Annotated in this window: 23 protein-coding genes; 17 read left to right on the top strand and 6 right to left on the bottom strand. The window is 71.0% G+C overall.

Annotated features, from left to right (window positions below; genetic code table 11):
* Window positions 1–232: 232 nt before the first annotated feature.
* The 10 genes from ORI60_RS05660 (at window position 233) to ORI60_RS05615 (ending at window position 13,592) form a co-directional block, all read left to right on the top strand.
* Window positions 233–1,735 (top strand): flavin monoamine oxidase family protein, encoded by a 1,503-nt coding sequence (locus ORI60_RS05660; protein ID WP_266035100.1) that lies wholly within the window; start codon window positions 233–235, stop codon window positions 1,733–1,735.
* Entirely contained in the window at window positions 1,732–4,809 is a 3,078-nt protein-coding gene (locus ORI60_RS05655) for a ferritin-like domain-containing protein (RefSeq protein ID WP_266035099.1), read from the top strand. Before ORI60_RS05660 ends, ORI60_RS05655 begins: the two co-directional genes overlap by 4 nt.
* Window position 4,810: 1 nt before the next feature.
* Window positions 4,811–6,043, top strand: a complete 1,233-nt coding sequence (locus ORI60_RS05650; RefSeq protein WP_266035097.1) for a cytochrome P450 — start codon at window positions 4,811–4,813, stop codon at window positions 6,041–6,043.
* A complete protein-coding gene (locus tag ORI60_RS05645; protein WP_266035095.1) occupies window positions 6,040–6,858 on the top strand; it encodes an SAM-dependent methyltransferase in 819 nt (272 codons plus the stop codon). Before ORI60_RS05650 ends, ORI60_RS05645 begins: the two co-directional genes overlap by 4 nt.
* A gap of 12 nt (window positions 6,859–6,870) precedes the next feature.
* A complete protein-coding gene (locus tag ORI60_RS05640; RefSeq protein WP_266035093.1) occupies window positions 6,871–8,292 on the top strand; it encodes an NDP-hexose 2,3-dehydratase family protein in 1,422 nt (473 codons plus the stop codon).
* Window position 8,293: 1 nt separating this feature from the next.
* The gene (locus ORI60_RS05635; RefSeq protein WP_266035091.1) at window positions 8,294–9,256 is read left to right on the top strand and encodes an NAD-dependent epimerase/dehydratase family protein; all 963 of its coding nucleotides are present in this window, start codon (window positions 8,294–8,296) and stop codon (window positions 9,254–9,256) included.
* Window positions 9,253–10,362 carry a DegT/DnrJ/EryC1/StrS family aminotransferase gene (locus ORI60_RS05630; RefSeq protein ID WP_266035089.1) on the top strand — a complete coding sequence of 370 codons (1,110 nt, stop codon included), beginning with the start codon at window positions 9,253–9,255 and terminating at the stop codon, window positions 10,360–10,362. The genes ORI60_RS05635 and ORI60_RS05630 overlap by 4 nt, the downstream gene beginning before the upstream one ends.
* 31 nt (window positions 10,363–10,393) lie before the next feature.
* Complete coding sequence (locus ORI60_RS05625; protein ID WP_266035087.1) at window positions 10,394–11,017, top strand: dTDP-4-dehydrorhamnose 3,5-epimerase family protein; 624 nt, start codon at window positions 10,394–10,396, stop codon at window positions 11,015–11,017.
* A 42-nt stretch (window positions 11,018–11,059) separates the two neighbouring features.
* Window positions 11,060–11,893: an SAM-dependent methyltransferase gene (locus tag ORI60_RS05620; RefSeq protein ID WP_266035086.1), complete on the top strand. Its 834-nt coding sequence runs from the start codon at window positions 11,060–11,062 to the stop codon at window positions 11,891–11,893.
* Window positions 11,894–11,957: 64 nt separating this feature from the next.
* Window positions 11,958–13,592 (top strand): FAD-dependent monooxygenase, encoded by a 1,635-nt coding sequence (locus ORI60_RS05615; RefSeq protein WP_266035084.1) that lies wholly within the window; start codon window positions 11,958–11,960, stop codon window positions 13,590–13,592.
* Window positions 13,593–13,741: 149 nt separating this feature from the next.
* Here ORI60_RS05615 and pafA read toward each other — a convergent pair whose 3' ends face one another.
* Window positions 13,742–15,100: a Pup--protein ligase gene (pafA, locus tag ORI60_RS05610; protein ID WP_266035082.1), complete on the bottom strand. Its 1,359-nt coding sequence runs from the start codon at window positions 15,098–15,100 to the stop codon at window positions 13,742–13,744.
* Between the two features lie 116 nt (window positions 15,101–15,216).
* On the opposite strand from pafA, the gene ORI60_RS05605 reads away from it, so the two are divergent.
* Genes ORI60_RS05605 through ORI60_RS05590 form a run of 4 tightly spaced genes read left to right on the top strand, consistent with a single transcriptional unit; the run spans window position 15,217 to window position 20,429 of the window.
* Window positions 15,217–16,581, top strand: coding sequence for a bifunctional phosphatase PAP2/diacylglycerol kinase family protein (locus tag ORI60_RS05605; RefSeq protein ID WP_266035455.1), 1,365 nt, complete (start codon window positions 15,217–15,219; stop codon window positions 16,579–16,581).
* A 41-nt stretch (window positions 16,582–16,622) separates the two neighbouring features.
* Window positions 16,623–17,381, top strand: a complete 759-nt coding sequence (locus ORI60_RS05600; protein ID WP_266035078.1) for an IclR family transcriptional regulator — start codon at window positions 16,623–16,625, stop codon at window positions 17,379–17,381.
* 53 nt (window positions 17,382–17,434) lie between these two features.
* Entirely contained in the window at window positions 17,435–18,904 is a 1,470-nt protein-coding gene (gene glpK, locus ORI60_RS05595) for a glycerol kinase GlpK (RefSeq protein WP_266035075.1), read from the top strand.
* Window positions 18,897–20,429, top strand: a complete 1,533-nt coding sequence (locus tag ORI60_RS05590) for a glycerol-3-phosphate dehydrogenase/oxidase (RefSeq protein ID WP_266035072.1) — start codon at window positions 18,897–18,899, stop codon at window positions 20,427–20,429. The genes glpK and ORI60_RS05590 overlap by 8 nt, the downstream gene beginning before the upstream one ends.
* Here ORI60_RS05590 and ORI60_RS05585 read toward each other — a convergent pair.
* Window positions 20,426–21,244: a hypothetical protein gene (locus ORI60_RS05585; protein ID WP_266035069.1), complete on the bottom strand. Its 819-nt coding sequence runs from the start codon at window positions 21,242–21,244 to the stop codon at window positions 20,426–20,428. The genes ORI60_RS05590 and ORI60_RS05585 overlap by 4 nt on opposite strands.
* 14 nt (window positions 21,245–21,258) lie before the next feature.
* Entirely contained in the window at window positions 21,259–21,678 is a 420-nt protein-coding gene (locus ORI60_RS05580; protein WP_266035066.1) for a MarR family winged helix-turn-helix transcriptional regulator, read from the bottom strand.
* Between the two features lie 77 nt (window positions 21,679–21,755).
* Between ORI60_RS05580 and ORI60_RS05575 the strand changes: the two genes are divergently transcribed.
* On the top strand, window positions 21,756–22,364 hold the full coding sequence (locus tag ORI60_RS05575) for a maleylpyruvate isomerase family mycothiol-dependent enzyme (RefSeq protein ID WP_266035064.1): 609 nt from the start codon (window positions 21,756–21,758) through the stop codon (window positions 22,362–22,364).
* Here ORI60_RS05575 and ORI60_RS05570 read toward each other — a convergent pair.
* Window positions 22,354–23,073, bottom strand: a complete 720-nt coding sequence (locus ORI60_RS05570; protein ID WP_266035061.1) for a GNAT family N-acetyltransferase — start codon at window positions 23,071–23,073, stop codon at window positions 22,354–22,356. The genes ORI60_RS05575 and ORI60_RS05570 overlap by 11 nt on opposite strands.
* A 40-nt stretch (window positions 23,074–23,113) precedes the next feature.
* Here ORI60_RS05570 and ORI60_RS05565 point away from each other — a divergent pair, with 40 nt between their 5' ends.
* Both ORI60_RS05565 and ORI60_RS05560 read left to right on the top strand, forming a co-directional pair.
* Window positions 23,114–23,608, top strand: a complete 495-nt coding sequence (locus tag ORI60_RS05565) for a PadR family transcriptional regulator (protein ID WP_266035058.1) — start codon at window positions 23,114–23,116, stop codon at window positions 23,606–23,608.
* Between the two features lie 136 nt (window positions 23,609–23,744).
* Window positions 23,745–24,395 carry an alpha/beta hydrolase gene (locus tag ORI60_RS05560; protein WP_266035055.1) on the top strand — a complete coding sequence of 217 codons (651 nt, stop codon included), beginning with the start codon at window positions 23,745–23,747 and terminating at the stop codon, window positions 24,393–24,395.
* A gap of 74 nt (window positions 24,396–24,469) precedes the next feature.
* Here ORI60_RS05560 and prcA read toward each other — a convergent pair whose 3' ends face one another.
* Both prcA and prcB read right to left on the bottom strand, forming a co-directional pair.
* A complete protein-coding gene (gene prcA / locus ORI60_RS05555; RefSeq protein ID WP_266035052.1) occupies window positions 24,470–25,234 on the bottom strand; it encodes a proteasome subunit alpha in 765 nt (254 codons plus the stop codon).
* 34 nt (window positions 25,235–25,268) lie between these two features.
* Entirely contained in the window at window positions 25,269–26,117 is an 849-nt protein-coding gene (gene prcB / locus ORI60_RS05550) for a proteasome subunit beta (protein ID WP_266035049.1), read from the bottom strand.
* Window positions 26,118–26,131: the final 14 nt, after the last annotated feature.

Raw genomic sequence — 26,131 nt, 5'->3', positions numbered from 1 at the left:
GAGCGGCTCGCGTCAGCATCGCCCTGTTCAGGGCGCTGTCCGGCGTGTCAAGACAAACCCCGCGCACTTGCGCAGGGGCCGGTCGGCATCGGCTCCTCCCGGTACCGCTTCCGGACCTGCGAGGCCGTGCACGACCGGCTCTGTCGGGGGATACGGGCGCACCTCCGGCCACCCAACAATGGCGCCAGATCAATTCCCCGCCCGCCGCTAGCGCACCGGAAGGAAGTCCGCGGTGACAACGCTGCAAGAGGTCAACGGGCTCGACGCCATCGGTGAGAGGAAGAACGTCACCGTCATCGGCGCCGGTGTCGCCGGGCTGGTGACGGCGTACGAGCTGGAGCGCCTCGGCCACCGGGTGGAGATCGTCGAAGCCGGCGACAGGATCGGCGGACGCGTCCACACCCACCGCTTCACGGGCGAGGCCGGGCCGTTCGCCGAGCTCGGTGCGATGCGCATTCCTTCCGCGCACCGCCTGACCCTGCACTACATCGCGGAACTCGGCCTGCGCGACCAGGTGCTGCCGTTCCACACGATCTTCTCCGACGACGCGGCGTACCTGCCGAGCTCGTCCGGCTACCTGCGCGTGCGCGACGCCCACGACGTGCTCGTCAACGACTTCGCCTCCGGGGTGCCCGCCGGGCGCTACCGCGAGGGCACCCTGCTGTTCGGCGCCTGGCTGGACGCGACGATCAGGGCCATCGCGCCGCGCCAGTTCTACAACGGCATGCACGGCGAGATCGGCACCGGCCTGCTCGACCTGGTCGACGAGGTCGACCTGACGCCGTACCGCCGCGGCCACAACGGCACGATGATCGACCTGCACGCCTTCTACGCGGGCAACCCGCGCATCCGCTCGCTGGTGCCGGCGCACCTGGAGCGCTTCCTCGACGACGTGCTCGACGAGACCAGCTCCGACATCGTGCGGCTGCGCGACGGCATGGACCTGATCCCGCGCGGCCTCGCCGCCCGCCTGCTCGGCAGGATCACGCTCGGCCAGGAGGTCACCGGGATCGAGGTCCGCGACAGGGACGTGGTCCTGAATCTGAGGCAGGGCACCAGGTCCTTCACCAGGACGTGCGACTACGTGGTGTGCACGGTGCCGTTCACGGTGCTGCGCGGGATGCGTCTCAGCGGGTTCGACGACGAGAAGCTCGACATCATCCACGAGACGAAGTACTGGCCCGCCACGAAAGTCGCCTTCCACTGCCGCGAGGCCTTCTGGCACGAGGACGGCATCCGCGGCGGCGGTTCCTTCACCGGCGGGCACGTGCGGCAGACCTACTACCCGCCCGTCGACGGCGATCCGGCGCACGGCGCGGTGATGCTCGCCAGCTACAGCATCGGTCCCGACGCCGACGCGCTGAGCGAGCTCACCGAGCAGGAACGGATCGCGCTGATCACCCGGGAGCTCGGCGTCATGCACCCCGAACTGCGCCGCCCCGGCATGGTCCTCGGCGTCGCGGCGAAGGCCTGGGGCGAGCACCGCTGGTCCCTCGGCGCGGCGACGATCCGATGGGAACAGGACTCCGCGCTGCGGGAGGCGCAGCGCCGCGAGGCGACGAGGCCGCAGAAGGGCCTCTTCTTCGCCGGCGAGCACTGCTCCTCGAAGCCCGCGTGGATCGAGGGCGCGATCGAGTCGGCGATCGACGCGGCGCACGAGATCGAGTGGTGCGAACGGCGGACGGGCGTGGCGTTCCCCGCACGCCGCCTCACCCGCACGGAGAAATCCGCATGAGCGTCTTCGACCTGCCCAGGCTGCACTTCCGCGGTGCCGCCTCCACGCGCCTGCCGACGGGACCGCGCAACGGCCTCGCCGACCTGGCGACGAACACCGCCCTGACCGCGGACGGCGAGCCGTTCCCGGTGCACCGGCCGCCCGCCGAGTACCACGCCCACCTCGACGAGACGGGGCCGAGGTACGACAGCGCGGGCAGCGAGACGCCCGGCGGGCCTTTCAGCGGCGCCAAGGGCCGTGACTTCGCGGGCAACGGGCACTTCTCGATCGATGCGCGGGTCGTCAGCACCGAACGCGTGGCCGGGCTGCCCGACACCGCGGACCCGGCCGTGGGACGGGCCGTCGACTTCTGGGGCCACTACAACGAGTACCTGGCGACCACGGTCAACCGGGCGCGGATCTTCGACGTGGACCCCGCCTCCGACTGGACGACGACCCTCATGGTCGGCCAGCTCGGCTTCGGCCGCGACGGGCGCTCGCACGACGTCGGCTACATGGCGACCGGTGCGGTCAGGGGCTTCTCGCCGCCGCGCTGGCACGCGACCGGGCGTGGCTGCGGGCACTGGCAGCTGGGCCGCTCGGTGGTGCACCAGTTCGTCGTCACCGACGACGACCTGCGCTGGCTGGACGAGGCGGAGGTGTCGCCGGTCGCGCGGCTTCTGCGGGAGGCGGGGACGGGCGGTCTCGTCGTGCAGTTCGCCCTCGACGGCCAGTCCGCTCCCCGGGCACCGGATCAGCCCTCCCAGTGGCGTCTGCACGGCACGATCGCGCCGTGGCGGCCCGAGGAGCTGCGCACCTACCCCGCCGGACGGCTGCTCACACCGGATCGAGGCACCCGCAACCGCATGGGCAACCTGACCGTCGGGACCTCGCCCGGCCAGGTCACGCTGAACATGATCACGGCGCCCGCACCGGCGGCCGCGGCCCGGGACCTCGAGCTGCGCACGGTCCGCGACGACCGGCTGGTGGCCCGCGTCCCGGCCGCGGCGTACACCGAGGACGCGGCCCTGACCGCCGGTGTGGTCACGGTTCCCGCTCTGCTGTCCGAAGAGGACATCGCGGCTGACGCGCTGCGGGTCGTCGCCTCGGACGGCGTGCTCCTCCTGCGGGAAAAGGAGATCAACGTCCAGGTGGACGACGCGAGCGTGTTCGCCGAGCACCCCCGCAGTGCCGATGACACCGAGCACGACGTCGAGGTGGCGGTGCGGTCGTTCGTCCGCGGCCGTCCCGCCCCGGTGCGCGGCATCGCGCTGCGGCAGTTCACCAACCCGGCGGCCCGTCCTCGTGGCCCGGTCGACGCGGTCGTCTCGCTGGACACCGGCGTGGTCGACACCGATGACCGCGGTCACGGCCGGTTCACCCTGCGCGGCAAGGCGGCCGGCACCGCACGGGTGCTGCTGACGACCGTGCCGGAGCCCGCCGGGCTCGACTACGACAACGACGACAAGCTCGGCTTCTGGTCCGGCGCCGGGTACCTGAGCGTCCGCGTGCTGCCGGACGACTGGCACCTCGAAGACGTGCAGCAGGCGGACTTCGACCTCGTGTACCGCGAGGTGTTCGCCTACTACGAACACCTCTTCTCCTTCATGGGCGAGGAGGTCTTCAGCCTCGCGAACCGCAGCCGCACCGAGACCTACGCCAAGTTGATCTGGCAGATGTGCGACCCGCAGAACAAGACGAAGACCTACTACATGCCGCCGACGCGCGACCTCTCCGAGGCGAAGTCGCGGCTGCTGCTGAAGTTCCTGCGCACCCAGCAGGCTCCCGGCCACCTGCTGCTGCCGGCCGAGGCGACCACGCCCGTGCGCAACCGCATCGCCACGCGCGGCCGGTTGGTCGAGGTCCTGCGGGAGGCGGCCCTGATCGAGCTGGCCGTCATGCTGCAGTACCTCTACGCGGCCTACTCCGTGCCGACCTACGGAGCCGGCGCGGAGTACGTGCGGCTCGGCCTGTGGACCCCAGAACAGCTCCAGCTCGCCTGCGGCGACGGCGGGGAGACGCTCGACGAGGGCGTCCGCAGCTTGCTGCTCGGCGTGGCCCGCGAGGAGATGATCCACTTCCTGCTGGTCAACAACATCATCATGGCGCTGGGCGAACCGTTCCACGTGCCGCGGGTCGACTTCGCCACGATCAACCACGAACTGCCGGTACCGCTGGACTTCGCGCTGGAACGGCTCTGCCTGGGCAGCGTGGAGCGCTTCACGCAGATCGAGAAGCCCGAGCACCAGGTCGGTGATCTGCGGCCACGCGACGGTGAACACCAAGCGCAGCGCCAGGAACACGGCTACGCCTCGCTGAGCGAGCTGTACGCGGACATCCGCGAGGCGTTGCGGCAGATCCCGGACCTCTTCCTGGTCGAGAAGGGCAGGGGTGGCGGCGAGCACCACCTGTTCCTGCGCGAGTCGATCAACCACGAGCACCCCGACTACCAGCTGGAGGTCGACGACCTCCCGAGCGCCCTGCACGCGATCGACGTGATCACCGAACAGGGCGAGGGCGGGGTCCTCGACGAGGACGCCGTCGAGGACTCGCACTACACGTCGTTCCTGCTCATCGGTGAGCTGCTGCGCAAGGCACCGGTGACGGGCCCGCACGGCGAGCTGTGGAACCCCGCGTACCCGGTGGCCCGCAACCCGTCCCTGAACCCCGCGAGCCCCGCCGCCGAGGCGGTGACGGACCCGGACGCCCGCACGGTCATGCAGATCTTCAACGAGTCGTACTTCACGGCTCTGCAGCTGATGGCCCAGCACTTCGGCGAACGCCCGGACGCGAGCCTGCGCCGGTCCGACCTGATGAACGCCGCCATCGACATCATGGCCGGACTGATGCGCCCGCTGGCCGAGCTGCTGGTGACGCTCCCGTCCGGGCGGCGCGGCACGACGGCCGGGCCCTCGTTCGAACTCCCCGAGGTGCCCGCCGCGATCTCCCGTCCGGACGTGGCCCGGCGCTCGATCGCGATGCGGCTGGACGACATCGCGGCCCAGTGCGCCAAGTGCGCCCTCGTGCCCGCGCGCGTGGGCGAGCTGAGCACGTTCTGGGCGGACCACTTCCGCGCCCAGGCCGGAGGGCTGTGACATGCGATCCGCGACGCTGCCCCGGTTCAGCCTCCAGGGCTGGTCCACTGAGGACATCTCCGACCCCTACCCGGTGTACCGGCGGTACCGCGAAGTCCGGTCCGTGCACGAAGGAGCGGACGACGGCCCGCCCACGTTCTACGTCTTCGGCTACGAGGACGTGGTGAAGGTGTTGTCCGACCGCGACTTCGGCCGCGTGTCGCGTTCCACTGAGGACGGAGTGCCGCTGTCCCTGCCGGTGCCGCCGGAGTTCACCGCTCTGCGCTCGGTCGTGGAGAACTGGCTCGTCTTCCTCGACCCGCCCGAGCACACCCGGCTGCGGTCGTCGCTGCAGAAGGAGCTCTCGGCCGGGGTGGTCACCGCGTTGCGGCCGCGCATCGCCCGCATCGCCGAGGGGCTGCTGTCGCGGCTCGCGGGCCGGGCCGACCTGGTCGAGGGCTTCGCGGCACCGTTCCCGATCATGGTGATCTGCGAGCTCCTCGGGGTTCCGGCGCGCGACCACGAACGGCTGCGCGCACTGGCGGTGGCGTTGCAGGGCGCCAGCACCACCCGCACCGGCGCGACGAGGCACCTCGACGCGGAGGACGCCGCGCGGGAGCTCACGGTCTACTTCCGCGACCAGGCGCAGCGGCGGCGGCCGGGCCGGCACGACCTGATCGCGTTGATGCTCGGCATCCCGCTGAGCACGGAACGCCTCGTCGGCACGTGCGTGCACCTCCTGACCGCGGGACACGAGACGACCACCAACTCGCTGGCCAAGGCCGCGCTGGTGCTGCGCGGCCACCCGGATCTGGTCGCCGACCTGCGCGACCACCCGGACCTGGTGCCCACCGCCGTGGAGGAGCTGCTGCGCTACGACCCGCCGGTGCAGGCGGTGACGCGCTGGGCCCGTCAGGACGCCGTCGTCGGCGGCACGACGATCCCGGCCGGCAGCCGCGTGGTCGCCCTGCTCGGGTCGGCGAACAGGGACCCGGCCCGCTTCCCGCGCCCCGACACCGTGGACGTGCACCGGCCTGCGGACCGGCACCTCGGGTTCGGCCTCGGCGTCCACTACTGCCTCGGCGCGACGCTGGCCCGCGCCGAGCTGGAGATCGGCCTGCGCGCGCTGCTGGACGGCCCGCCGGGCTGGGAACAGGCGCCCTGCCGGGTTGAGTACGCCGCCGACATGGTCTTCCACGGCCCCGCCCGCCTCGTCCTCGACCTGCCCACCCGCCCGGAAGGAACGCACCCGTGACATCGCAGACCGACGCAGTCGGCGGCAAGTACGACCAGTTCGCCCAGGCCGGCACCACGGAAGCCCTGGGCGGCAACATCCACGCGGGCTACTGGGACGCCGGTGCCGAGCACGTGCCGATGGCCGCCGCGACCGACCGCCTGACCGACCTGGTCGCCGAGCGCCTGGCGCTGCGACCCGGTGACCGGGTTCTCGACGTGGGCTGTGGCAACGGTTTCCCGGCCGTGCGCATCGCCGAGACCCGCGAGGTGCACGTCACCGGCATCACCGTGTCGCGGCAGGAGGTGGCGAGGGCGGCCGGACTCGCGGCGGAGTCGGAGGCCGAGGACCGCCTGAGCTTCCGGCTCGCCGACGCCGCCGACCTGCCGGACGACCTCGGCACGTTCGACGCCGTCTTCGCGATCGAGTCGTTGCTGCACCTGTCCGACCAGGCCGCGGCGCTGACGCGGCTGCGCCGGTTCGTGCGCCCCGGCGGCAGGCTCGTCGTGGCGGACCTGTGCCGGCGCGCACCGTTCACCGGCGCGGACGAGGCGGTGCTGGCGGGCATGGTCCGCACCCTGGAGATCGCCGGCGTCAACAGCGAGCGGCAGCACCGGGCGAACCTGGAGCAGGCGGGCTGGAACCTGCTGGAACTGCTCGACATCGGCGAGAACGTGCGGCCGAGCTACGAGCAGGCGGCCGCCGCGTTCCGCCGGATCGCCGACTCGGCACCGCCCTTCGCGGCCGCGGACGTCATCACCGCCGCGGAGCTCATGGCGGCGTTCGGGGAGAACCCGAGCAGCGGCTACGTCCTGATCACCGCCCAGCGGCCGTAGGAGGGGGTCCCCATGACCGCCCAGCTGAGCAAACCCGCCACCCTGCGCGCTCGCGGGAGCGCCGGCCACCTGCACCGCGTCGCGTTGTCCGCCGCGACCCGCCAGGGCGCGCACATGCGCACCGAGGACGTGCGCACGTGGCTCGCGCAACGCCGCCAGGCCAACGTCCTGCGGGTCGAACGCGTGCCGTTCGCCGATCTCGACCAATGGCACTTCGTGCGGTCCACCGGCGATCTCGTGCACACGAGCGGCCGGTTCTTCGCGATCGAGGGCCTGCACGTGGTGGAGCACGACGGCCCGCACGGCGACGGCCCCTACCGCGAATGGCAGCAGCCGGTCATCAAGCAGCCCGAGGTCGGGATCCTGGGCATCCTGTGCAAGGAGATCGACGGGGTCCTGCACTTCCTGATGCAGGCCAAGATGGAACCGGGAAACCCCAACCTGGTGCAGCTGTCCCCGACCGTCCAGGCGACGCGCAGCAACTACACCGGGGCGCACGGCGGGTCGGGCGTGAAGCTGCTGGAGCACTTCGCCGACCTCGACCGCGACCAGGTCGTCGTCGACGTCCTGCAGGCCGAGCAGGGGTCGTGGTTCTTCCGCAAGTCCAACCGGAACATGATCGTCGAGACCTCCGCGGAGATCGCGGAGGACGAGGACTTCCGCTGGCTCACCCTCGGGCAGATCGCGGAGCTGCTGCACGAGGACGAGACGGTGAACATGAACGCGCGCAGCGTGCTGTCCTGTCTTCCCTACCACGACCCGAATCCGGGCGCGCTGCACTCCGACGTCCAGCTGCTGTCGTGGTTCACCGGCGAACGGGCGCGCCACGACGTGCGGACCACGCGCATCCCGCTGGCGTCCGTGCGGGGCTGGAAGCGCGGTCCCGACGCCGTCGAGCACGAGGACGGCCGGTACTTCAAGGTCGTGGCGGTCGCCGTGCACGGCAGCAACCGGGAGCGGATCAGCTGGACCCAGCCGCTGCTGGAGTCCGTCGACATGGGCGTCTCGGCGTTCCTGGTGCGCGACTTCGGTGGTGTCCGGCACGTGCTGGTGCACGCCCGCGCCGACGGCGGTTTCCTCGACACCGTCGAACTCGCGCCCACCGTGCAGTGCACGCCGCGCAACTACGACCACCTCCCCGCCGAGGACCGCCCGCCGTTCCTCGACGTGGTGCTGGGGGCCGAGCGCTCCCGCATCCGGTACGAGGCCGTGCATTCCGAGGAGGGCGGCCGGTTCCTGAACACCCGGTGCCGCTACCTCACCGTCGAGGCCGACCCCTCGCTGGTGCCGTCCGAGCCGCCACGCGGCTTCGTCTGGGCCACGCCCGCGCAGCTGACCACGCTGGCGCGGCACGGCCACTACCTCAACGTGGAGGCGCGCACGCTGCTGGCGTGCATGAACGCCGCCTCCGCCTGGCCACGGGGACTGGTGTGACATGAAGAGGATCACTGTTCTCGGCGCGACCGGGTTCATCGGCTCGGCGGTGCTGAAGACACTGGCACGTCAGGAGATCCGCCTGCGCGCCGTGGCCCGCAAACCCGCCGAGGTGCCGCCCGGCCCCGCCGAGGTCGAGGTGGTGACCGCCGACCTCACCGGCCGCGCCGAGCTGGCCAACGCGGTCGAAGGCTCGGACGCGGTCGTCTACCTGCTCCTCGGCGACGGCGGCTGGCGTGCCGCCGAGGAGGGTTCCGCCGAGCGCGTGAACGTCGGTGTCATGCAGGACCTGCTCGACGTGCTGGGCCGTGACGAGGGCGTCCGCCCGGTGGTCGTCTACGGCGGCGCGGCGTCCCAGGTCGGTGTGCCGCAACGGGAACCGCTCGACGGCAGCGAACCGGACAGGCCGGAGACCGCGTACGACCGGCAGAAGCTGCGCGCCGAACTGCTGCTGCGGCGGGCGACGGACGCCGGCCGGGTGCGGGGCATCAGCCTGCGGCTGCCCACCGTGTTCGGCGAGAGCACGCCGGGCGGCGGTCACGACCGCGGTGTCGTGTCCGCGATGGCGGCCAGGGCGCTCGACGGGCAGCCGCTCACGATGTGGCACGACGGCACCGTGCGCCGCGATCTGGTGCACGTCGACGACATCGCCGCCGCGTTCGCCGCGGCACTGGCGCACCCCGATCCGTTGTCCGGCGCGCACTGGCTGCTCGGCGCGGGCCGCGGTGACGCGCTCGGCGACGTGTTCCGGCTCATCTCCGCCATCACGTCCGAACACACCGGGGCACCGCCGGTCGAGGTCACCTCGGTCCAGGCCCCCTCGCACGCCCCCGTGACCGACTTCCGCAGCGTGACCATCGACTCCTCCGCGTTCCGGGCCGTCACCGGCTGGCGCCCGGAGATCCCGTTGGGGGAAGGGATCCACCGAACCGTCGCCGCACTCGCCCGAAAGGCTCGCCCATGACCACGCGTGTTTGGGACTACCTCCTCGAGTACCAGAACGAACGGCTCGACGTCCTCGACGCCGTCGAGAAGGTGTTCAACTCCGGGCAGCTCGTGCTCGGGGAGAGCGTGCGCGGGTTCGAGGAGGAGTTCGCCGCCTACCACGGCGTCGCGCACTGCGTCGGCGTCGACAACGGCACGAACGCGATCACGCTCGGGCTGCAGGCCCTGGGCGTCCAGCCGGGCGACGAGGTGATCACGGTGTCGAACACCGCGGCGCCGACCGTCATCGCGATCGACAACGCGGGTGCCACGCCGGTGTTCGTCGACGTCCGCGAGGAGGACTTCCTCATGGACACCGCGCAGGTCGAAGCGAAGATCACCGGCCGCACGCGGTGCCTCGTGCCCGTCCACCTCTACGGGCAGTGCGCCGACATGACGGCGATCCGGGCCATCGCGGACAAGCACGGCCTGAGCGTGCTGGAGGACTGCGCCCAGGCGCACGGCGCCCGCCAGCACGGCGAGGTGGCCGGCTCGACCGGTGACGTGGCCGCGTTCTCCTTCTACCCCACCAAGGTCCTCGGCGCGTACGGCGACGGCGGCGCGGTGATCACCTCGCACGACAACGTCGCCGCCCAGTTGCGCCGGCTGCGCTACTACGGCATGGACGAGATCTACTACACGGTCCAGACCCCGGCGCACAACAGCCGCCTCGACGAGGTCCAGGCGGAGATCCTGCGGCGCAAGCTGACCCGGCTCGACACCTACGTCGCCGGACGGCAGGCGGTGGCACGCCGGTACGAGGAAGGCCTGCGGGACACCGGGCTCAGGCTGCCCGCCACGAACCCGGGCAACGACCACGTCTACTACGTCTACGTGGTCCGGCACCCCCGGCGTGACGACATCATCGAGCGCCTCAAGTCCTACGACATCCACCTCAACATCAGCTACCCGTGGCCTGTGCACACCATGAGCGGTTTCGCGCACCTCGCCGAGCGCACCGGCTCGTTGCCCGTCACGGAGGCGCTCGCGGGAGAGATCTTCTCGCTGCCCATGTACCCCTCGCTGTCGCCCGACCAGCAGGACAAGGTCGTCCACGCGCTGCGCCAAGTGCTGTCCACGCTCTGATCCCCCGTTCGCACCGACCGCAGGAGCCCCCATGGAAGTCCGCACGCTCGCAGTCGAAGGAGCGCTGGAGTTCAGCCCGCAGGTGTTCGCCGACGACCGGGGGCGCTTCCTCTCCCCGTTCCAGGAGACGGCGTTCGCCGACGCGCACGGCGAGCCCCTGTTCCCGGTCAGGCAGACCAACCACAGCGTGTCGAGCCGCGGTGTGGTGCGGGGGATCCACTACACCGCCACGCCACCGGGCTGCGCCAAGTACGTCTACTGCGCGGCCGGGTCGGCGATCGACATCGTGGTCGACATCCGGGTCGGCTCGCCGACGTTCGGCCGGTGGGACGCCGTGCTGATGGACCAGAACCACCACCGCACCATGTACTTCCCGGTCGGCGTGGGACACGCGTTCGTCGCGCTCGAGGACAACACCGTCATGTCCTACATGGTGTCGAGCAGCTACGTGGCGGCCAACGAGCTCGCCCTCGACGTCCTCGACCCCGCCCTCGGGCTTCCCGTGCCGCAGGACGTCCAGCCCGTCCTGTCCGAAAGGGACGCTGTGGCGATCACCCTCGCCCAGGCCCTGGAACAAGGGCTGCTCCCCGACTACGAGCTCTGCCGGCAGCTCGAACAGGACCTGACGCGGCCGAAGGCCGGCTCGTTCCACTGATCCCAGACCGACCACGTCCACCCCCACCAGGAGAAGCACGCCATGACCCAGACCTTGCCCCAGCCGCACGAAGTCGGCGCGCTCTACGACAAGCTGACCCTGAGCGCGATGCGCGACGGCAGCTTCAACACCAACGTGCACATCGGTTACTGGGACTCGCCGGAGTCCACGGCCTCGATCGACGAGGCGATGGACCGGCTGACGGACGTGTTCATCGAGCAGCTCCAGGTGGGCGAGTCGTCGCACGTGCTCGACCTCGGCTGCGGTGTCGGCGGTCCCGGCCTGCGGCTCGCGGGGAAGACCGGCGCGCGGGTGACGGGCGTCAGCATCAGCGCGGAACAGGTCAAGACCGCCAACAAGCTCGCGGCCGAGACGGGCCTCGCCGCCAGGGCGGTCTTCGAGCACGCCGACGCGATGGGGCTGCCGTTCCAGGACAGGTCGTTCGACGCGGTGATGGCGCTGGAGTCGATCTGCCACATGCCCGATCGCGACCAGGTCTTCCGCGAGATCTTCCGGGTGCTCAAGCCGGGAGGGCGGGTGGTGCTGACCGACGTCTTCGACCGCTACCCGCGCAAGGAGGTCCGCAGCCCCGGCATCGACAAGTTCTGCCGCGACCTCATGTGCACCACGGCCGACATCGACGACTACGTCCCGATGCTGCACCGGGCCGGCCTGCGGCTGCACAGCATCACCGACATCACCGAGCACAGCACGCTGCGCCTGGCCGACGAGATCGAGAAGCTGGGCGGCTCCGAGGAACGGCCCGTGGCGATGGACGAGGGCAACTTCGCGTTCTCCGACGACGCCTTCAAGCCGTCCGACCTGACCGGCGCGGACGACTTCGGCTGCCTGCTGGCCGTCGCGGTCCGACCCTGAAAGCACCGGCGCGGCAGGGCGGTGCGACCGCCCTGCCCCCTCTCCGACGAAAGGCGCGGACACCATGACCGGCGAGCTCGAGCAGACCGACGTGCTGATCGCGGGTGGCGGCCCGGTCGGGATGGCACTGGCGATCGACCTGGCGTACCGCGGCATCGGCTGCCTGGTGGCCGAGGCCGGTGACGGCACCGTCCGCCACCCCAAGGTGAGCACGATCGGGCCGCGCTCGATGGAGCTGTTCCGGCGCTGGGGACTCGCGGACGCGATCCGCGGCGCCGGCTGGCCGGCCGACCACCCGCTGGACATCGCCTGGGTCACCAAGATCGGCGGGCACGAGTTGCACCGCTACCGGCGGGGCACGGCCGCGGACCGCCCGGTCTTCCAGCACACCCCCGAACCCGACCAGATCTGCCCGGCGCACTGGCTCAACCCCGTGCTGGCACAGGCGGTCGGCGTGCACCCGGCGGGGCCGTTGCGGCTGCGGACGTCGATCAGCGACGTGACGCAGGCCGACGACCACGTCCACGCCGTCCTCACCGACCTGGAGACCGGCACGACCTCACAGGTGCGCGCCCGGTACCTCGTGGCGTGCGACGGCGCCTCGTCACCCATCCGCCAGGCCTGCGGGATCGACGCCCCGGCCCGGTTCCAGCCGCAGATCTTCCGCAACGTGCTGTTCCGCGCCCCCGAGCTCAGGGCGCGGTTGGGTGACAACACCGCGCTCGTGCACTTCCTCGTCCGCTCGGCCACGCTGCGCTTCCCGTTGCGCTCCCTCGACGGCGACGCGCTCTTCAACATGGTCGTCGGCGTCGAGGACGAGACGGCACCCCGCGCCGACGCGCTGTCCCTGATCCGCGACGCGATCGCGTTCGAGACGCCCGTCGAGGTGCTGAGCGACGGCGACTGGCACCTCACCCACCGCGTCGCCGACCGGTACCGGGATGGCCGGGTGTTCCTCGCCGGCGACGCCGCGCACACTCTGTCGCCGTCCGGCGGATTCGGCCTCAACACCGGCATCGCCGACGCGGCCGACCTGGGCTGGAAGATCGCCGCCACGCTCGAGGGCTGGGCCGGTCCCGGCCTGCTCGACAGCTACGAGGCGGAGCGCCGGCCGATCGCCGAGGAGAGCCTGCGCGAGGCCAACGCGAACCTGCGGCGCACGATGGACAGGCAGGTGCCGCGGGAGATCGACCTGGACGGCCCGGAGGGCGAGCAGGCCCGCAGGGCCATGGCCGAGCGGCTCGCGTCGAGCGGCGCGCACCGCGAGTTCGACGCCCCGGAGATCCACTTCGGACTCCGCTACCGGTCCGCGGTCGTCGTCGACGACGCCGGCCAGCCGGTGGACGTCGCCGTGCCGGACGCGGCCTGGCGGCCCGGTGGTGATCCGGGCAGGCGCGCCGCGCACGCCTGGTGGGACGCCACGACGTCCACTCTCGACCTCTTCGGGCGCGGCTTCGTCCTGCTCCGGTTCGGCGGTGACGAAGGACTTCCGCGGTTCGAGGCGGCGTTCGCCGGTCGCGGTGTGCCGCTGAGCGTCCACCGCAGCGACGACGACGAGCTGGCCAAGCTGTACGAGCGGGCGTACGTCCTGGTCCGGCCGGACGGCCATGTGGCGTGGCGGGGCGACGAGCTGCCCGACGACCCGGGCGCCCTCGCCGACACGGTGCGCGGGGCCGTGACGACCGGGGAAGGCTCGTGAAGCCGGACGAGCCGTCCTGCCGCCCCGCGTGCGGTTGAACACGGCGTGGTCGCGGGTGGACTGTTAGCGGTGGAATGACTTCTGCGCCACGCCAGCGACGACACGAGGGGCGCGCTCCGGGCCGGAGCGCGCCCCTCGTGTCCGTTTGGTCAGAGCGAGGAGATCAGGCGCTCCACGCGCTCGTCCACGGCCCGGAACGGGTCCTTGCACAGCACGGTGCGCTGCGCCTGGTCGTTCAGCTTCAGGTGCACCCAGTCGACGGTGAAGTCACGACCGGCGGCCTGCGCGGCGGCGATGAAGTCACCGCGCAGCTTGGCCCGCGTGGTCTGCGGCGGGGTGTCCTTGGCGGCCTCGATCTCGCCGTCGTCGGTCACGCGCTCGACCTGGCCCTTGCGCTGCAGCAGGTCGAACACGCCACGGCCGCGGCGGATGTCGTGGTAGGCGAGGTCGAGCTGGGCGATGCGCGGGTTGGACAGGTCCATGTTGTGCTTTTCCATGTACCGGTTCATCAGGCGGTTCTTGATGGCCCAGTCGATCTCGCGGTCGATCTTCGTGAGGTCCTGGGACTCGACGGCGTCGAGCGTGCGGCCCCACAGTTCGAGCACGCGCTCGGCCATGGGGTCCGGCGAGCGCTTGGCCGTGTGCTCGACGGCCTTCTCGAAGTACTCGCGCTGGATGTCGAGCGCGGAGGCCTCCTTGCCACCCGCGAGGCGGACGGTGCGGCGGCCGGTGAGGTCGTGGGAGATCTCGCGGATGGCGCGGATCGGGTTGTCCAGCGAGAAGTCGCGGAACTGGACGCCCTGCTCGATCATCTCGAGCACCAGGTTCGCGCTGCCGACCTTCAGCAGCGTCGTGACCTCGGACATGTTCGAGTCGCCGACGATGACGTGCAGGCGCCGGTAGCGCTCGGCGTCGGCGTGCGGCTCGTCGCGGGTGTTGATGATCGGGCGGGACCGCGTGGTCGCGGACGACACGCCCTCCCAGATGTGCTCGGCGCGCTGCGAGAGGCAGTACACGGCGCCGCGCGGGGTCTGCAGCACCTTGCCGGCGCCGCAGATGAGCTGGCGGGTGACCAGGAACGGCAGCAGCACGTCCGCGATGCGGGAGAACTCGCCGGCCCGTGCGACCAGGTAGTTCTCGTGGCAGCCGTAGGAGTTGCCCGCCGAGTCGGTGTTGTTCTTGAACAGGAAGATGTCGCCGCCGATGCCCTCGTCGGCGAGCCTGCGCTCGGCGTCGACGAGCAGGTCCTCGAGGATCCGCTCACCCGCCTTGTCGTGCGTGACGAGCTGGGCCAGGTCGTCGCACTCGGCCGTCGCGTACTCCGGGTGGGAGCCGACGTCGAGGTAGAGCCGGGAGCCGTTGCGCAAGAAGACGTTGGAAGAACGCCCCCACGAGACGACGCGGCGGAACAAGTACCGCGCGACCTCGTCCGGGGACAGACGACGCTGCCCGTGGAAGGTGCAGGTCACCCCGAATTCTGTCTCAATGCCGAAGATCCGCCGCTGCATGCCTCAACAGTAGGCGACTCTCAGGCGGAGCAGGGTGATCCGTTCGGGCGGCACGCCGGTTGCGGTTTAGTGTCGGTGGCGTGTGGAAACGGGTCAGCGCTCTCGACAAGAAGCTCATGAGCTCCTCGGCCGGACTACGTCCGAGCAGGCTCGACACCGGTTTGAAGAGGCTTTCGAAAGCCGCCAACCACAGTCTGCTGTGGTTCTTGGTCGCGGCGATTCTGGCAACGGGCAAAGGGCCGTTCCGGCGTGGTGCGTTGCGGGGGCTCGCGGCCATCGCCGGGGCCTCTGCCAGCGCGAACCTCGTCGGGAAGTCACTTTTCCCGCGCCGCCGGCCCGCCGCCGATCTGATCCCGGTGGACCGCAGGCTGTCCAAGCGGCCGACGTCGTCGTCATTCCCGTCCGGTCACTCCGCGTCAGCGGCCGCTTTCGCCACGGCGGTGGCGATGGAATCACCCAAAGCGGGCGTGGTGGTCGCTCCGATCGCGGCCGCGGTGGCTTATTCACGCGTGCACACCGGCGTTCATTGGCCGACGGACGTCGCGGCCGGCGCGGCGGTCGGTGTCGGTGCCGCACTGCTGACCCGCCGCTGGTGGCCGCTCGGGCGCACCGAGCCCGCGTCGGCCTACGAGCACGCCGACCTGACGTCGTTGCAGGACGGCGACGGGCTGGTCGTGGTGGTGAACCCGCACTCGGGCATCGGGCCGGACCCGACGCCGCAGATCGCCGAGGAGTGGCCGAAGGCGCAGATCGTCTCGGTCGAGGAGCTCGCCGACCTGCCGGACGCGAAGGCGCTCGGGGTGGCCGGGGGCGACGGGACCGTGGCCGCGGTGGCGTCCGTGGCCGCCGAGCGCGACCTGCCGATGGTGCTCATCCCCTCGGGCACGTTGAACCACTTCGCGCGCGACGTGGGCATCACCGGCCTGCACGACACGGCGCAGGCCGTCGCGGACGGCGTGGGCGTGCGGGTGGACCTGGCGCAGGTCAACGACCAGTGGTTCGTCAACACGGCGTCGCTGGGCGGCTACCCGGACATGGTGCGCATCCGCGAGAAGCTGGAGAAGCGCTGGGGCAAGTGGCCCGCCGCCGGAATCGCGTTGTTCCGGGTCCTGCAGAGCGCGAAGCCGCTGCACATGACCATCGACGGTGACAAGCACCTCGTGTGGATGCTGTTCGTGGGCAACGGGCCGTACCGGCCGAAGGGCTTCGCGCCGACCATGCGGCCGCGGCTCGACGACGGGCTGCTCGACGTGCGCTACGTGCGGGCGGACCGGAAGTACTCGCGGACCAGGTTCTTCATCGGCGCGCTGCTCGGGGCGCTGGAGCACTCGCGCATGTACACGCACCTCGAACTGGCCTCGCTGAACGTCGAGGTGCACGGCGCGCCGATCTCGATCGCGACGGACGGCGAGGTGCGCGAGCGGGGCAACCACTTCAGGTTCCGGTCGCGTGCGGCGGCATTGGGCATCTATCGGCCGTAAGTGTTCGACATTGTCGAACGTGCGCAGCTAGAGTGGGGTGCGTGCCCGGACCCATTCAGTCCATCCAGCGCGCGGCCGAGGTCCTGAAGCTGCTCGCGCACGGCGGCGCCCACCAGCTGAGCGTCGGCGAGATCGCGCGCGCCCTCGACCTGGCGAAACCGACCGTCCACGGCATCCTGCGCACGTTGCACGAGGTCGGGTTCGTCGAGCAGGAGGTCGAGGGCGGCAAGTACCGCCTGGGCGCCGCGCTGTTCCAGATCGGCACGTCGTACCTCGACGGCAACGAGCTGCGCGCCAAGGCGCTGAACTGGTCGGACACGCTGGCGATGCGGGCACGCGAGGCGGTGCGCATCGGCGTGCTGCACGGCAAGCACGTGCTCGTCGTGCACCACGTGTTCCGCCCGGACAACAGCCGGCAGACGCTCGACACCGGCGCGCTGCTGCCGTGGAACGCGACGGCGCTGGGCAAGGCGCTCGTCGCGTTCGGCGACAACTGGCCCGACGGTGATCTGCAGGCCTTCACCCGGCACACGCTCGACCCCGAGCAGCTGCACGCCGAAATGAACGTGGTCCGCGACCGCGACTGGGCCTACGACCTGCACGAACTCGTCGAGGGAGAGGCGTCCGTGGCCGCTCCGATCCGGGACAGGCGCGGCGTGGTCGTCGGGGCGATCGGCATCTCCGGGCCGGTCGAGCGGCTGTGCGACTCCCCCGATCAGCCGCCGCGCCTCGAACTCGTGTCCTACGTACGTGAGGCAGCTCGCAGCGTTTCGAGGGAGCTCGGCGGGCTCTCCTGGTAGTAATGTGGAATCGTTCGACAATGTCGAATGGTTCACACAGAGGAGTGTGCACGGTGGCCTACATCGCGGCGATCGACCAGGGCACGACGTCGTCCCGGTGCATCGTGTTCGACCAAGCCGGCGGGATCGTGTCGGTCGCTCAGCGCGAGCACCGCCAGATCTTCCCGAAGCCGGGCCGGGTGGAGCACGACGCGTCCGAGATCTGGACGAACGTGCAGGCCGTCGTGCGCGACGCCCTCTCCCACGCCTCTCTCTCGTTCGGCGACATCGCCGCGTTCGGCATCACGAACCAGCGCGAGACGACGGTCGTGTGGGACAAGGCGACCGGTGAGCCCGTGCACAACGCGATCGTCTGGCAGGACACGCGCACGGACGCGTTGATCAGGCAGCTCGGCGACCAGGACAGGTTCCGCGAGCGCTCCGGCCTGCCGCTCGCGACCTACTTCTCCGGCCCGAAGCTGCGGTGGCTGCTCGACAACGTCGAGGGCCTGCGCGCACGGGCCGAACGCGGCGAGGTCCTGTTCGGCACCATGGACACCTGGCTGATCTGGAACCTGACCGGCCGTCACGTCACCGACGTCACCAACGCGTCGCGCACCATGCTGATGAACCTGGAGACCCTCGACTGGGACCAGGAGCTGGTGGATGCGATGGACGTCCCGCGCGGGATCCTCCCCGAGATCCGGTCCTCCTCCGAGGTCTACGGCACCTACGAGGGCGTGCCCGTCGCGTCGGCGCTCGGCGACCAGCAGGCCGCGCTGTTCGGCCAGACCTGCTTCGAACCCGGCGAGGGCAAGTGCACCTACGGCACGGGCGCGTTCCTGCTGATCAACACCGGTGACAAGCCGGTGCGCTCGCAGAACGGCCTGCTCACCACCGTGGGCTACCAGATCGGCGACCAGCCCGCCGCCTACGCGCTCGAAGGCGCCGTCGCGGTGACGGGCGCCCTGGTGCAGTGGTTCCGCGACAAGATCGGGCTGATCTCGTCGGCGGCCGAGATCGAGACCCTCGCGCGCACGGTGGACGACAACGGCGGCGCGTACTTCGTGCCCGCGTTCTCCGGCCTCTTCGCACCGCACTGGCGCAGCGACGCGCGTGGCGTGATCGCCGGCCTGACGGGCTACATCTCGCGCGGGCACCTCGCACGGGCCGTGCTGGAGGCATCGGCGTGGCAGACCCGTGAGGTCGTGGACGCGATGAACGCCGATTCCGGTGTGGACCTCACGACGTTGCGGGTCGACGGCGGCATGACGGCGAACAACCTGCTCATGCAGTTCCTGTCGGACGTGCTGGACGTGCCGGTGGTGCGCCCGATCGTGGCCGAGACGACGTGCCTGGGCGCGGCGTACGCGGCCGGTCTCGCGGTGGGCTACTGGGGCGGCACGGACGAACTGAAAGCCAACTGGCACAAGGCGGCCGAGTGGGAGCCGTCGATGGAACCGGCGGCGCGAGCTCGCGGCTACCGGAAGTGGAAGAAGGCGGTCGAGCGGACCGTCGGGTGGATGGACGAGGACGATGACTGATCTTTCTTCTGGCCTTTCGCAGCGGGACAGGGCTCGCGAGGAACTGCAACACGGCAGGTTCGACGTCGTCGTGGTCGGCGGCGGCATCCTGGGCATCGCGACCACGTGGGCCGCGGCCCGGTCCGGCCTGCGGGTGGCGCTGATCGAGAGCGGCGACTTCGCGGGCGCCACGTCGTCCGCGTCGTCCAAGCTCGTGCACGGAGGCCTGCGCTACCTCGCGATGGGCCCGTCGGCGGTGCCGATGGTGCACGAGAACCACAAGGAACGCCGCGCGCTGGGCGACCACCTGGCTCCCCACCTGGTGCGCCCGCTGCCGTTCCTCGTCCCCGTCTACAAGGGCGGCCCGCACAGCCGTTTCGTGCTGGGTGCGGGCGTCACGTTGTACTCCGCGCTGTCGGGCTTCGGCGACGGCATGGGGAAGGTGCTGTCGGCGCGCAGGGCTGCTGAGTGGGTGCCTGACCTGCGCGCCGACGGTCTGCGCGGTGCCGCGATGTACTACGACCACCAGATGAACGACAGCCGCGTGGCGATCACCGCCGCCCGCGCCGCCGCGGAAGCGGGCGCCGTGCTGCTCAACCACATCTCGGTCGTGGGCCTGCGCAAGACCGGTTCGAAGGTCACCGGTGTCGACCTGCGGGACTCGCTCGGCGAGTTCGGCGTGGACGCGAAGGTCGTCGTGAACGCGACGGGCCCGTGGCTCGACGTGCTGCGGCGCATGGAGGATCCGGCCGCGGACCCGTCGATCCGCCTGTCCAAGGGCTCGCACCTGGTGCTGAAGCAGACCTCGGAGTGGAAGGCCGCGCTGACGATCCCGGTCGACGACGTGCGCGTGTCGTTCGCGATCCCGTGGGAGGGCCACCTCCTGCTCGGCACGACCGACGAGGCCTACGAGGGCGACCCGGCCGCGGTCGCGTGCACCGACGCCGACGTCGACCAGATCCTCAGCGAGGCGGGCGTCGCCGTGTCCGGTCTGGACCGTTCGCGGATCGCGTACACGTTCGCGGGTCTGAGGGTCCTGCCCGGTGGTCCCGGCGACACCTCGCACGCCAAGCGCGAGACGGTGATCACGGCGGGCTCCGGCGGCATGATCAGCGTGGCCGGCGGCAAGTGGACGACGTTCCGCAAGATCGGCGCCACCGTGCTGGCCCGGGTGAACTCCGAGCTCGGCCGCACGTTCGACGGCCCGCTGGACGGCGTCGCGCTGCCCGGTTCCGCGTCGCCCGACACCGTGGGTTCGGTGCTGGGCCACGCTTTCGACGCGCTGCCCGACGACGTGGTCCGCCACCTCGCCACGCACTACGGCACGACGTCGCACGAGGTCGTCGCCCTCGGCCTGGAGAACCCGGCGCTGCTGGAGCGCGTCCACCCGGACGGTCCGGACATCTGGGCCCAGGTCGAGCACGCCCGCCGCACCGAGTGGGCGTCCGAAGTGGACGACGTGCTGCGCCGCCGCACCACCGTGATGGTGCGCGGGCTCGACTCCCCCGAGGTGCGTTCGCGGGTGTCGGAGCTGCTGGCTTCCTAAAGGGCCATGGCGCGTTCCACGAGGTACTCGGCCAGTTCGGGTTCCGAGTGGAACGCGCTGCGCACCGCCAGCGTCCCGTCGCAGCCGAGCACGACCTCCTCCCGTGGCACGGCGCGGTCTTCCAGGCGCAGCCCTTCCAGGTAGGCGTCGATGACCGCCTCGCGCACGGCAGGCAGGTCGGAAACGGCCATCCGTCCGGCCTGGGCGAGCCCCACGAGCAGCTGGCCGAGGTCCGCGCCGACCGGGTTCGGGCACTGCCAGGTCACGTCGATCACCACGAACGACTCCGGGTCGTCGAGCGGTACCAGCAGGTTCTGCGGGCACGCGTCGTTGTGCCCGTTCGCCTGCGGCAGCGCTTCGAGCCGTGCCAGGAGCCCCGGCATCCGTTCCGCGAGGGCCGCGCAGTGCGGCCGCAGGAACGCGTCCCGCACGAGCCTTCCCTCGTACAGCACCCGCAACGCCCTGCCCGGCGCGCCACCCCAGCGGCGTCCGGCCCAGCGCCCGAGTCCCAGCGCGGCCCGCCGGAAGCGGGGCAGGTCCCACTCGACGTCCGCGCAGCGCACGTCCTCCAGCCACAACGCGATCCGGTCACCGAAGTCGTCCACCCTCAGCACGCGCGGCCGGCGTATCCCCGGCGGCAGCACGAAGTCCGACAGCAGGAACTCCGCCTCGTCACGCCAGGGCAGCTCGCCCACCACGTCCTTGAACCGGTCGGGGACGTACGGCCGCCGCAGGACTTTCACGAACGCCGGCTCCCCCGCCGACACCACCCGGTAGACCGCCGCCGTCGTCGGCGCGACCGGGTTGAACGCCACCGGCACGACGCGGGTCAGCGGTACGGATCGGTGATCTCGCCGAGCATGTCGAGCGCCTCGCGCAGCTGGGCCATGCGGCGCTTGCCGATGTGCTGTTCCCATTCCGCCTCGATCCTGGCCATCTCCTCGTTCGCGACGGGGACGGCCTCCCTCGCCTTGTCCGTCAGCCGCACCAGGCGTGCCCGGCCGTCGGTGGGGTCGGGCACGCGTTCGACGTAGCCCACCTTCTCCAGCTGGTCCACCAGGAACCCGGCGGTCTGCTTGGTCACCTGCGCGGCCTCGGCGAGCTCCGTCAGCCGCGTTCCGTCCGGGCCGACGCGCATCAGCACCCGTGCCTGCGCCTGCGTGATCTCGAACCCCGCCGCGACGACCGCGGCCAGGATCCGGTTCTCCACCGCACGGCTCGGGATGAAGAGCAGCAGACCGATGTTCACCCGTCAGGCCCCCTTGTCTTAGTCAGATGCTCTGATTAAAGTAGTCAGCCTCTCGAACTAAATCAAGAGGAGAGGTCATGGACGACACCCAGATGTGGCAGACGATCGACTCCGAGCGCGCGGCGACCGCGGACCTGCTGGCGGGCCTGACCGACGTCGAGTGGACCTACCCGTCGCTGTGCGCGGGCTGGACGGTGCGCGAGGTCGCCGCCCACCTGTCGCTCGCGCACCGGGTCAGCGCCGGCAGGGCGTTCAAGGCGTTCGTCCGGGCTCGCGGCAGCTTCAACCGCATGGTCGACCAGACCGCGCGGGACGAGGCGCGCAGACCGGCCTCCGAGCTCGTGGCGGAACTGCGCGGCGCCGTCGGGCACCACCGGCTCGCGCCCGGCCAGACGCTCAAGAACGCGCTGATGGACACCATGGTCCACACCCAGGACATCGCGCTGCCGCTCGGCGTCGAACGCCACATGCCCCTCGACGCCGCCGTGGTCGCGGCCGACGACCTGTGGCGGATCGGGTTCCCGTTCCACGCACGCCGCAAGTTCGCCGGCCACCGGCTCGTCGCCACGGACACCGACTGGGCCGTCGGCGAGGGAGCGGAGATCAGCGGGCCGATCGAGGCGCTCGTGATGCTGCTCGCCGGGCGCACCGCGACGATCCCCCGGCTGACCGGCATCACGGTCTGAGCTCGCGCGCCATCCTGCGGCACACGTGGACGCGCTCGAACCGTTGGCGCATCTCGGCTTCCCGCTCGATCCGGGCGTGCAGGAACGCCCCGGCCGACACCAGCCCGTGCCTCGCGGTGAGCACCGTGCCGACCTCGTCGGCGGACGCGTGCACGTGCAGGCAGCTCTCCAACTCCGTGAAACCGTTGCGCGCGAACCAGTTCAGCGCGGGCACGTCCTCGCGGGTCCAGGCACCGAGCGTCCGCACCCCGCACCTCTCCAGCCGTGGCACCGCCTCCGCGAGCAGCGCGGTCGCGATCCCCTCGCCCTGACGGCCGGGATGCACCACCACCGTGTCGATGGTCGCCTCCGCGCCGGGCACCGACACGTCGAGGATGCCGGCCACTTCGTCGCCGTCGAGCGCGACGAGCTCCAGGTCCGTGCGGCGCTTGACCTGCCACACGTCATCGTAGGAGTTCGTCGCGAGGAACCCGAGCACCCGGCACCTCAGCCAGGACGCCTCGTCGGCCGGTTCGTAGTTCCTGATCTCCGCTGGCCGGTCCGGCGCTCCCCTGGGCCTGCCCGGCGCTCCCAGCAGGCGCACCTCCCCGGCTCGCCCGCGTGCGGCGTCCACCACGTCATCCCCCAGTCCACTTCCCTCGCCGGACGTCTCCGGCACGGTCCAGGGTTCCTGATGCCGGGACCGCACGCACTCCTGTTCCGCCGTCACCGTTTGCCAGGAACATACTCGGTATGCATGCTCAGCAGGCATGTCGGTCAAGCACGGTCTGCTCGCACTCCTGGAACGCGGGCCCATGTACGGCTACCAGCTGCGGGCGGCGTTCGACTCGGCCACCGGCGGCACGTGGCCGTTGAACATCGGGCAGGTCTACACGACGTTGTCGCGCCTGGAGCGCGACGACCTGGTGGCCGCTCTCCCCGAGAACGAGGGCCAGCGGCCCTACGAGATCACCCCGCACGGCCGGGACGAGCTGGGGAAGTGGTTCGCCACTGCCGTCCAGCGCGGTGACCGCCCGCGCGACGAGGTGACGATCAAGCTCGCCCTCGCCATCACCACGCCGGGTGTCGACGTCGCCGAGGTCGTGACGATCCAGCGCATGGCCACCATGCGCACGCTGCAGGAGTGCACGAGGCTCAAGACCCAGCCGGGCGACCTGCCGTGGCTGCTCGTGCTCGACGCGATGATCTTCCAGGCCGAGGCAGAACTGCGCTGGCTCGACCACTGCGAAGCGAGTCTGGTGTGACCGTCCTCGAACTGCGCGACGTGCACCGCGTCCCCGGCACCGGCGAGACGGCGGCTGACCGGCCGTGGCGATGCCGGGCGCGGCCCTCTTCACCCGTTCCCGCCTGCTGGTCGAGCGCCGGGCCTAGGCTCGCTGGATGACCACTTTCGCCATCGCGCACGGAGGGGGCGACGTCGGCTGGTCGTGGCACCTGGTCGCGACCGCCCTGCACGCCAAGGGCCACACCGCGGTCGCCCCTGACCTCCCCGTCGAGGACGAGTCGAAGGACCTGACGGACTGGGCGCGGGCGCTGACCGACGCCCTTCCGTCCACAGAGGACGTCGTGGTGGTGGGCCACTCGTTCGGCGGCTTCGTGGCCCCGCTGGCCGCGGCCGCCATCAACGCCAGGGCCCTGGTCTACGTGACGGCGATGCTCCCCGCGCCCGGCGAGTCCCCGGGCGACTGGTGGCAGAACACCGGCTACACCGACTCGGGCCTGGAGGACAAGTTCTTCCACGACGTCCCGCCAGACCTGGTGGCGGAGGCGCAGAAGCGCGAACGCGGCATGTCCGAGAGCTCGATGGCCAAGCCGTGGCCGCTGGACGCGATGCCGGACGTCCCCACGCACTTCATCCTGTGCACAGAGGACCGGTTCTTCACCGCGGACTTCATGCGCGCCGTGGTGGCCGACCGGCTGGGCGTCGAGCCGCTGGAACTGGCCGCGGGCCATTGCGCGTCACTCAGCCGGCCGAACGAACTGGCGGATCTGCTGGTGGCCTGCGCGGAGCAGGAACCTCGCCGCGGCTGAGCCCGGCACACCCGAGAACGGCGAAGGCCCCTGGGGAGAACATCCCCAGGGGCCTTCGCACAGCAGTAGAACTACTACTTGGACTCGTCGTCCGACGGCAGCTCGACGTCCTCGACGGCCTTGCCGTCCTTGGTGGGCGCGGGCATCAGACCGTCCAGCGCGGCACCGGCGATCCGCCGGAACGCCCGGCGCGGCCGCGACCGCTCCAGCACCGCGACCTCCAGCTTGGCGGCGGCGAGGATCTCCGCGGCACCGTTGCCGGTGGACGAGGACCCGGCGGACAGGGCCCGGACGGCGACCGGAACGGCCTCGGCCAGGGACAGCCCGTCGGAGAAGGAGTTCTTCAACGCCGTGTTGGCGGCGTCGACGGTGCCGCCCATCACGATGTACTGGGGCTCGTCCACGATGGACCCGTCGTACGTCAGCCGGTACAACGTGTCCGAAGCGGCGGTGTCGCCCACCTCGGCCACCGCGATCTCCACCTCGAAGGGCTTGATCTGCTCGGTGAAGTAGGTGCCCAGCGTGGTGGCGTAGACGTTCGCGAGCGAACGGGAGGTCACGTCGCGCGGGTCGTTCTGGTAGCCGCGGACGTCGGCGAACCGGATCCCGGCCTGGCGGAGGTTCTCGAACTCGCTGTAGCGGCCCACCGCGGCGAAGCCGATGCGGTCGTAGATCTCCGAGACCTTGTGCAGCGTGCTGGAGGGGTTCTCCGCGACGAAGAGAATGCCGTCGGCGTACTTGAGCACGATGACGCTGCGACCCCTGGCGATGCCCTTGCGGGCGTACTCCGAGCGGTCGCGCATCACCTGCTCTGCCGATGCGTACAGCGGCATCGTCATGGGTGGTGCTCCTGACGTCGAACCTGTGGGGGACTCAGCCTGCGGGGCGGGACCTGCGGCCTTCGACGACCGCGTCGGCGATCGTGGCGACCTGGGGTTCCGGGACCTCGACGGCACCGTCGGCGCCGTTGATGGTGACGACGATCGGGTAGAGACGGCGGACCGGGTCCGGGCCACCTGTCGCCGAGTCGTCGTCCGCCGCGTCGTAGAGCGCTTCGACGACGGAGCGGATCGCGGCGTTGACGTCCGCGTCCGGGTCGTACAGCTTCTTGAGCGCCGACTTCGCGAACAGCGAGCCCGAGCCGACGGCCTGGTAGCCCTGCGACTCCTCGTAACGGCCACCGGTGACGTCGTAGGACACGATGCGGCCGGCGCGGTCCGAGTCGGTCGCCGAGGTGTCGTACCCGGCGAACAGGGGCACCACGGCGAGACCGGCCATGGCCGCGTCGAGGTTGCCCCTGATCATCGCCGAGAGGCGGTTCGCCTTGCCGTCCAGCGACAGCGGCACGCCCTCGATCTTCTCGTAGTGGCGCAGCTCCACCGTGTACAGGCGCACGATCTCGATCGCGATGCCGGCCGTGCCCGCGATGCCGACGGCCGAGTGGTCGTCGGTCACGAAGACCTTCTTCATGTCGCGCTGGGCGATCACGTTGCCCATCGTCGCGCGCCTGTCACCGGCGATCACGACCCCACCCTTGTAGGTGGCCGCGACGATCGTCGTCCCGTGCGGGGCCTGGACGGTCCCCTCCGGGAGCTTCCGGGCGCCAGGCAGCATGTCGGGTGCCTGTGCCCGCAGGAAGTCCGTGAACGACGACGAGCCCGGCGTGAGGTACGCCGAGGGCAGCGCCGCGGCCGGGTAACGCCCGGTCGAGCTGTTGTTCATGTGTTGGTTGTTCT

The sequence above is a fragment of the Lentzea sp. NEAU-D7 genome, assembly GCF_026242055.1.
Lineage (GTDB): Bacteria > Actinomycetota > Actinomycetes > Mycobacteriales > Pseudonocardiaceae > Lentzea.
This window is presented reverse-complemented; position numbering and strand designations above follow the sequence as displayed.

Excerpts from the sequence above, each read along its gene's own strand:
- ORI60_RS05655 (WP_266035099.1), top strand. The coding sequence starts at position 1,732 with ATGAGCGTCTTCGACCTGCCCAGGCTGCACTTCCGCGGTGCCGCCTCC.
- ORI60_RS05650 (WP_266035097.1), top strand. The coding sequence starts at position 4,811 with ATGCGATCCGCGACGCTGCCCCGGTTCAGCCTCCAGGGCTGGTCCACT.
- ORI60_RS05640 (WP_266035093.1), top strand. The coding sequence starts at position 6,871 with ATGACCGCCCAGCTGAGCAAACCCGCCACCCTGCGCGCTCGCGGGAGC.
- ORI60_RS05635 (WP_266035091.1), top strand. The coding sequence starts at position 8,294 with ATGAAGAGGATCACTGTTCTCGGCGCGACCGGGTTCATCGGCTCGGCG.
- ORI60_RS05630 (WP_266035089.1), top strand. The coding sequence starts at position 9,253 with ATGACCACGCGTGTTTGGGACTACCTCCTCGAGTACCAGAACGAACGG.
- ORI60_RS05625 (WP_266035087.1), top strand. The coding sequence starts at position 10,394 with ATGGAAGTCCGCACGCTCGCAGTCGAAGGAGCGCTGGAGTTCAGCCCG.
- ORI60_RS05620 (WP_266035086.1), top strand. The coding sequence starts at position 11,060 with ATGACCCAGACCTTGCCCCAGCCGCACGAAGTCGGCGCGCTCTACGAC.
- ORI60_RS05615 (WP_266035084.1), top strand. The coding sequence starts at position 11,958 with ATGACCGGCGAGCTCGAGCAGACCGACGTGCTGATCGCGGGTGGCGGC.
- pafA (WP_266035082.1), bottom strand. The coding sequence starts at position 15,100 with ATGCAGCGGCGGATCTTCGGCATTGAGACAGAATTCGGGGTGACCTGC.
- ORI60_RS05605 (WP_266035455.1), top strand. The coding sequence starts at position 15,217 with ATGAGCTCCTCGGCCGGACTACGTCCGAGCAGGCTCGACACCGGTTTG.
- ORI60_RS05590 (WP_266035072.1), top strand. The coding sequence starts at position 18,897 with ATGACTGATCTTTCTTCTGGCCTTTCGCAGCGGGACAGGGCTCGCGAG.
- ORI60_RS05575 (WP_266035064.1), top strand. The coding sequence starts at position 21,756 with ATGGACGACACCCAGATGTGGCAGACGATCGACTCCGAGCGCGCGGCG.
- ORI60_RS05565 (WP_266035058.1), top strand. The coding sequence starts at position 23,114 with ATGTCGGTCAAGCACGGTCTGCTCGCACTCCTGGAACGCGGGCCCATG.
- ORI60_RS05560 (WP_266035055.1), top strand. The coding sequence starts at position 23,745 with ATGACCACTTTCGCCATCGCGCACGGAGGGGGCGACGTCGGCTGGTCG.
- prcA (WP_266035052.1), bottom strand. The coding sequence starts at position 25,234 with ATGACGATGCCGCTGTACGCATCGGCAGAGCAGGTGATGCGCGACCGC.
- prcB (WP_266035049.1), bottom strand. The coding sequence starts at position 26,117 with ATGAACAACAGCTCGACCGGGCGTTACCCGGCCGCGGCGCTGCCCTCG.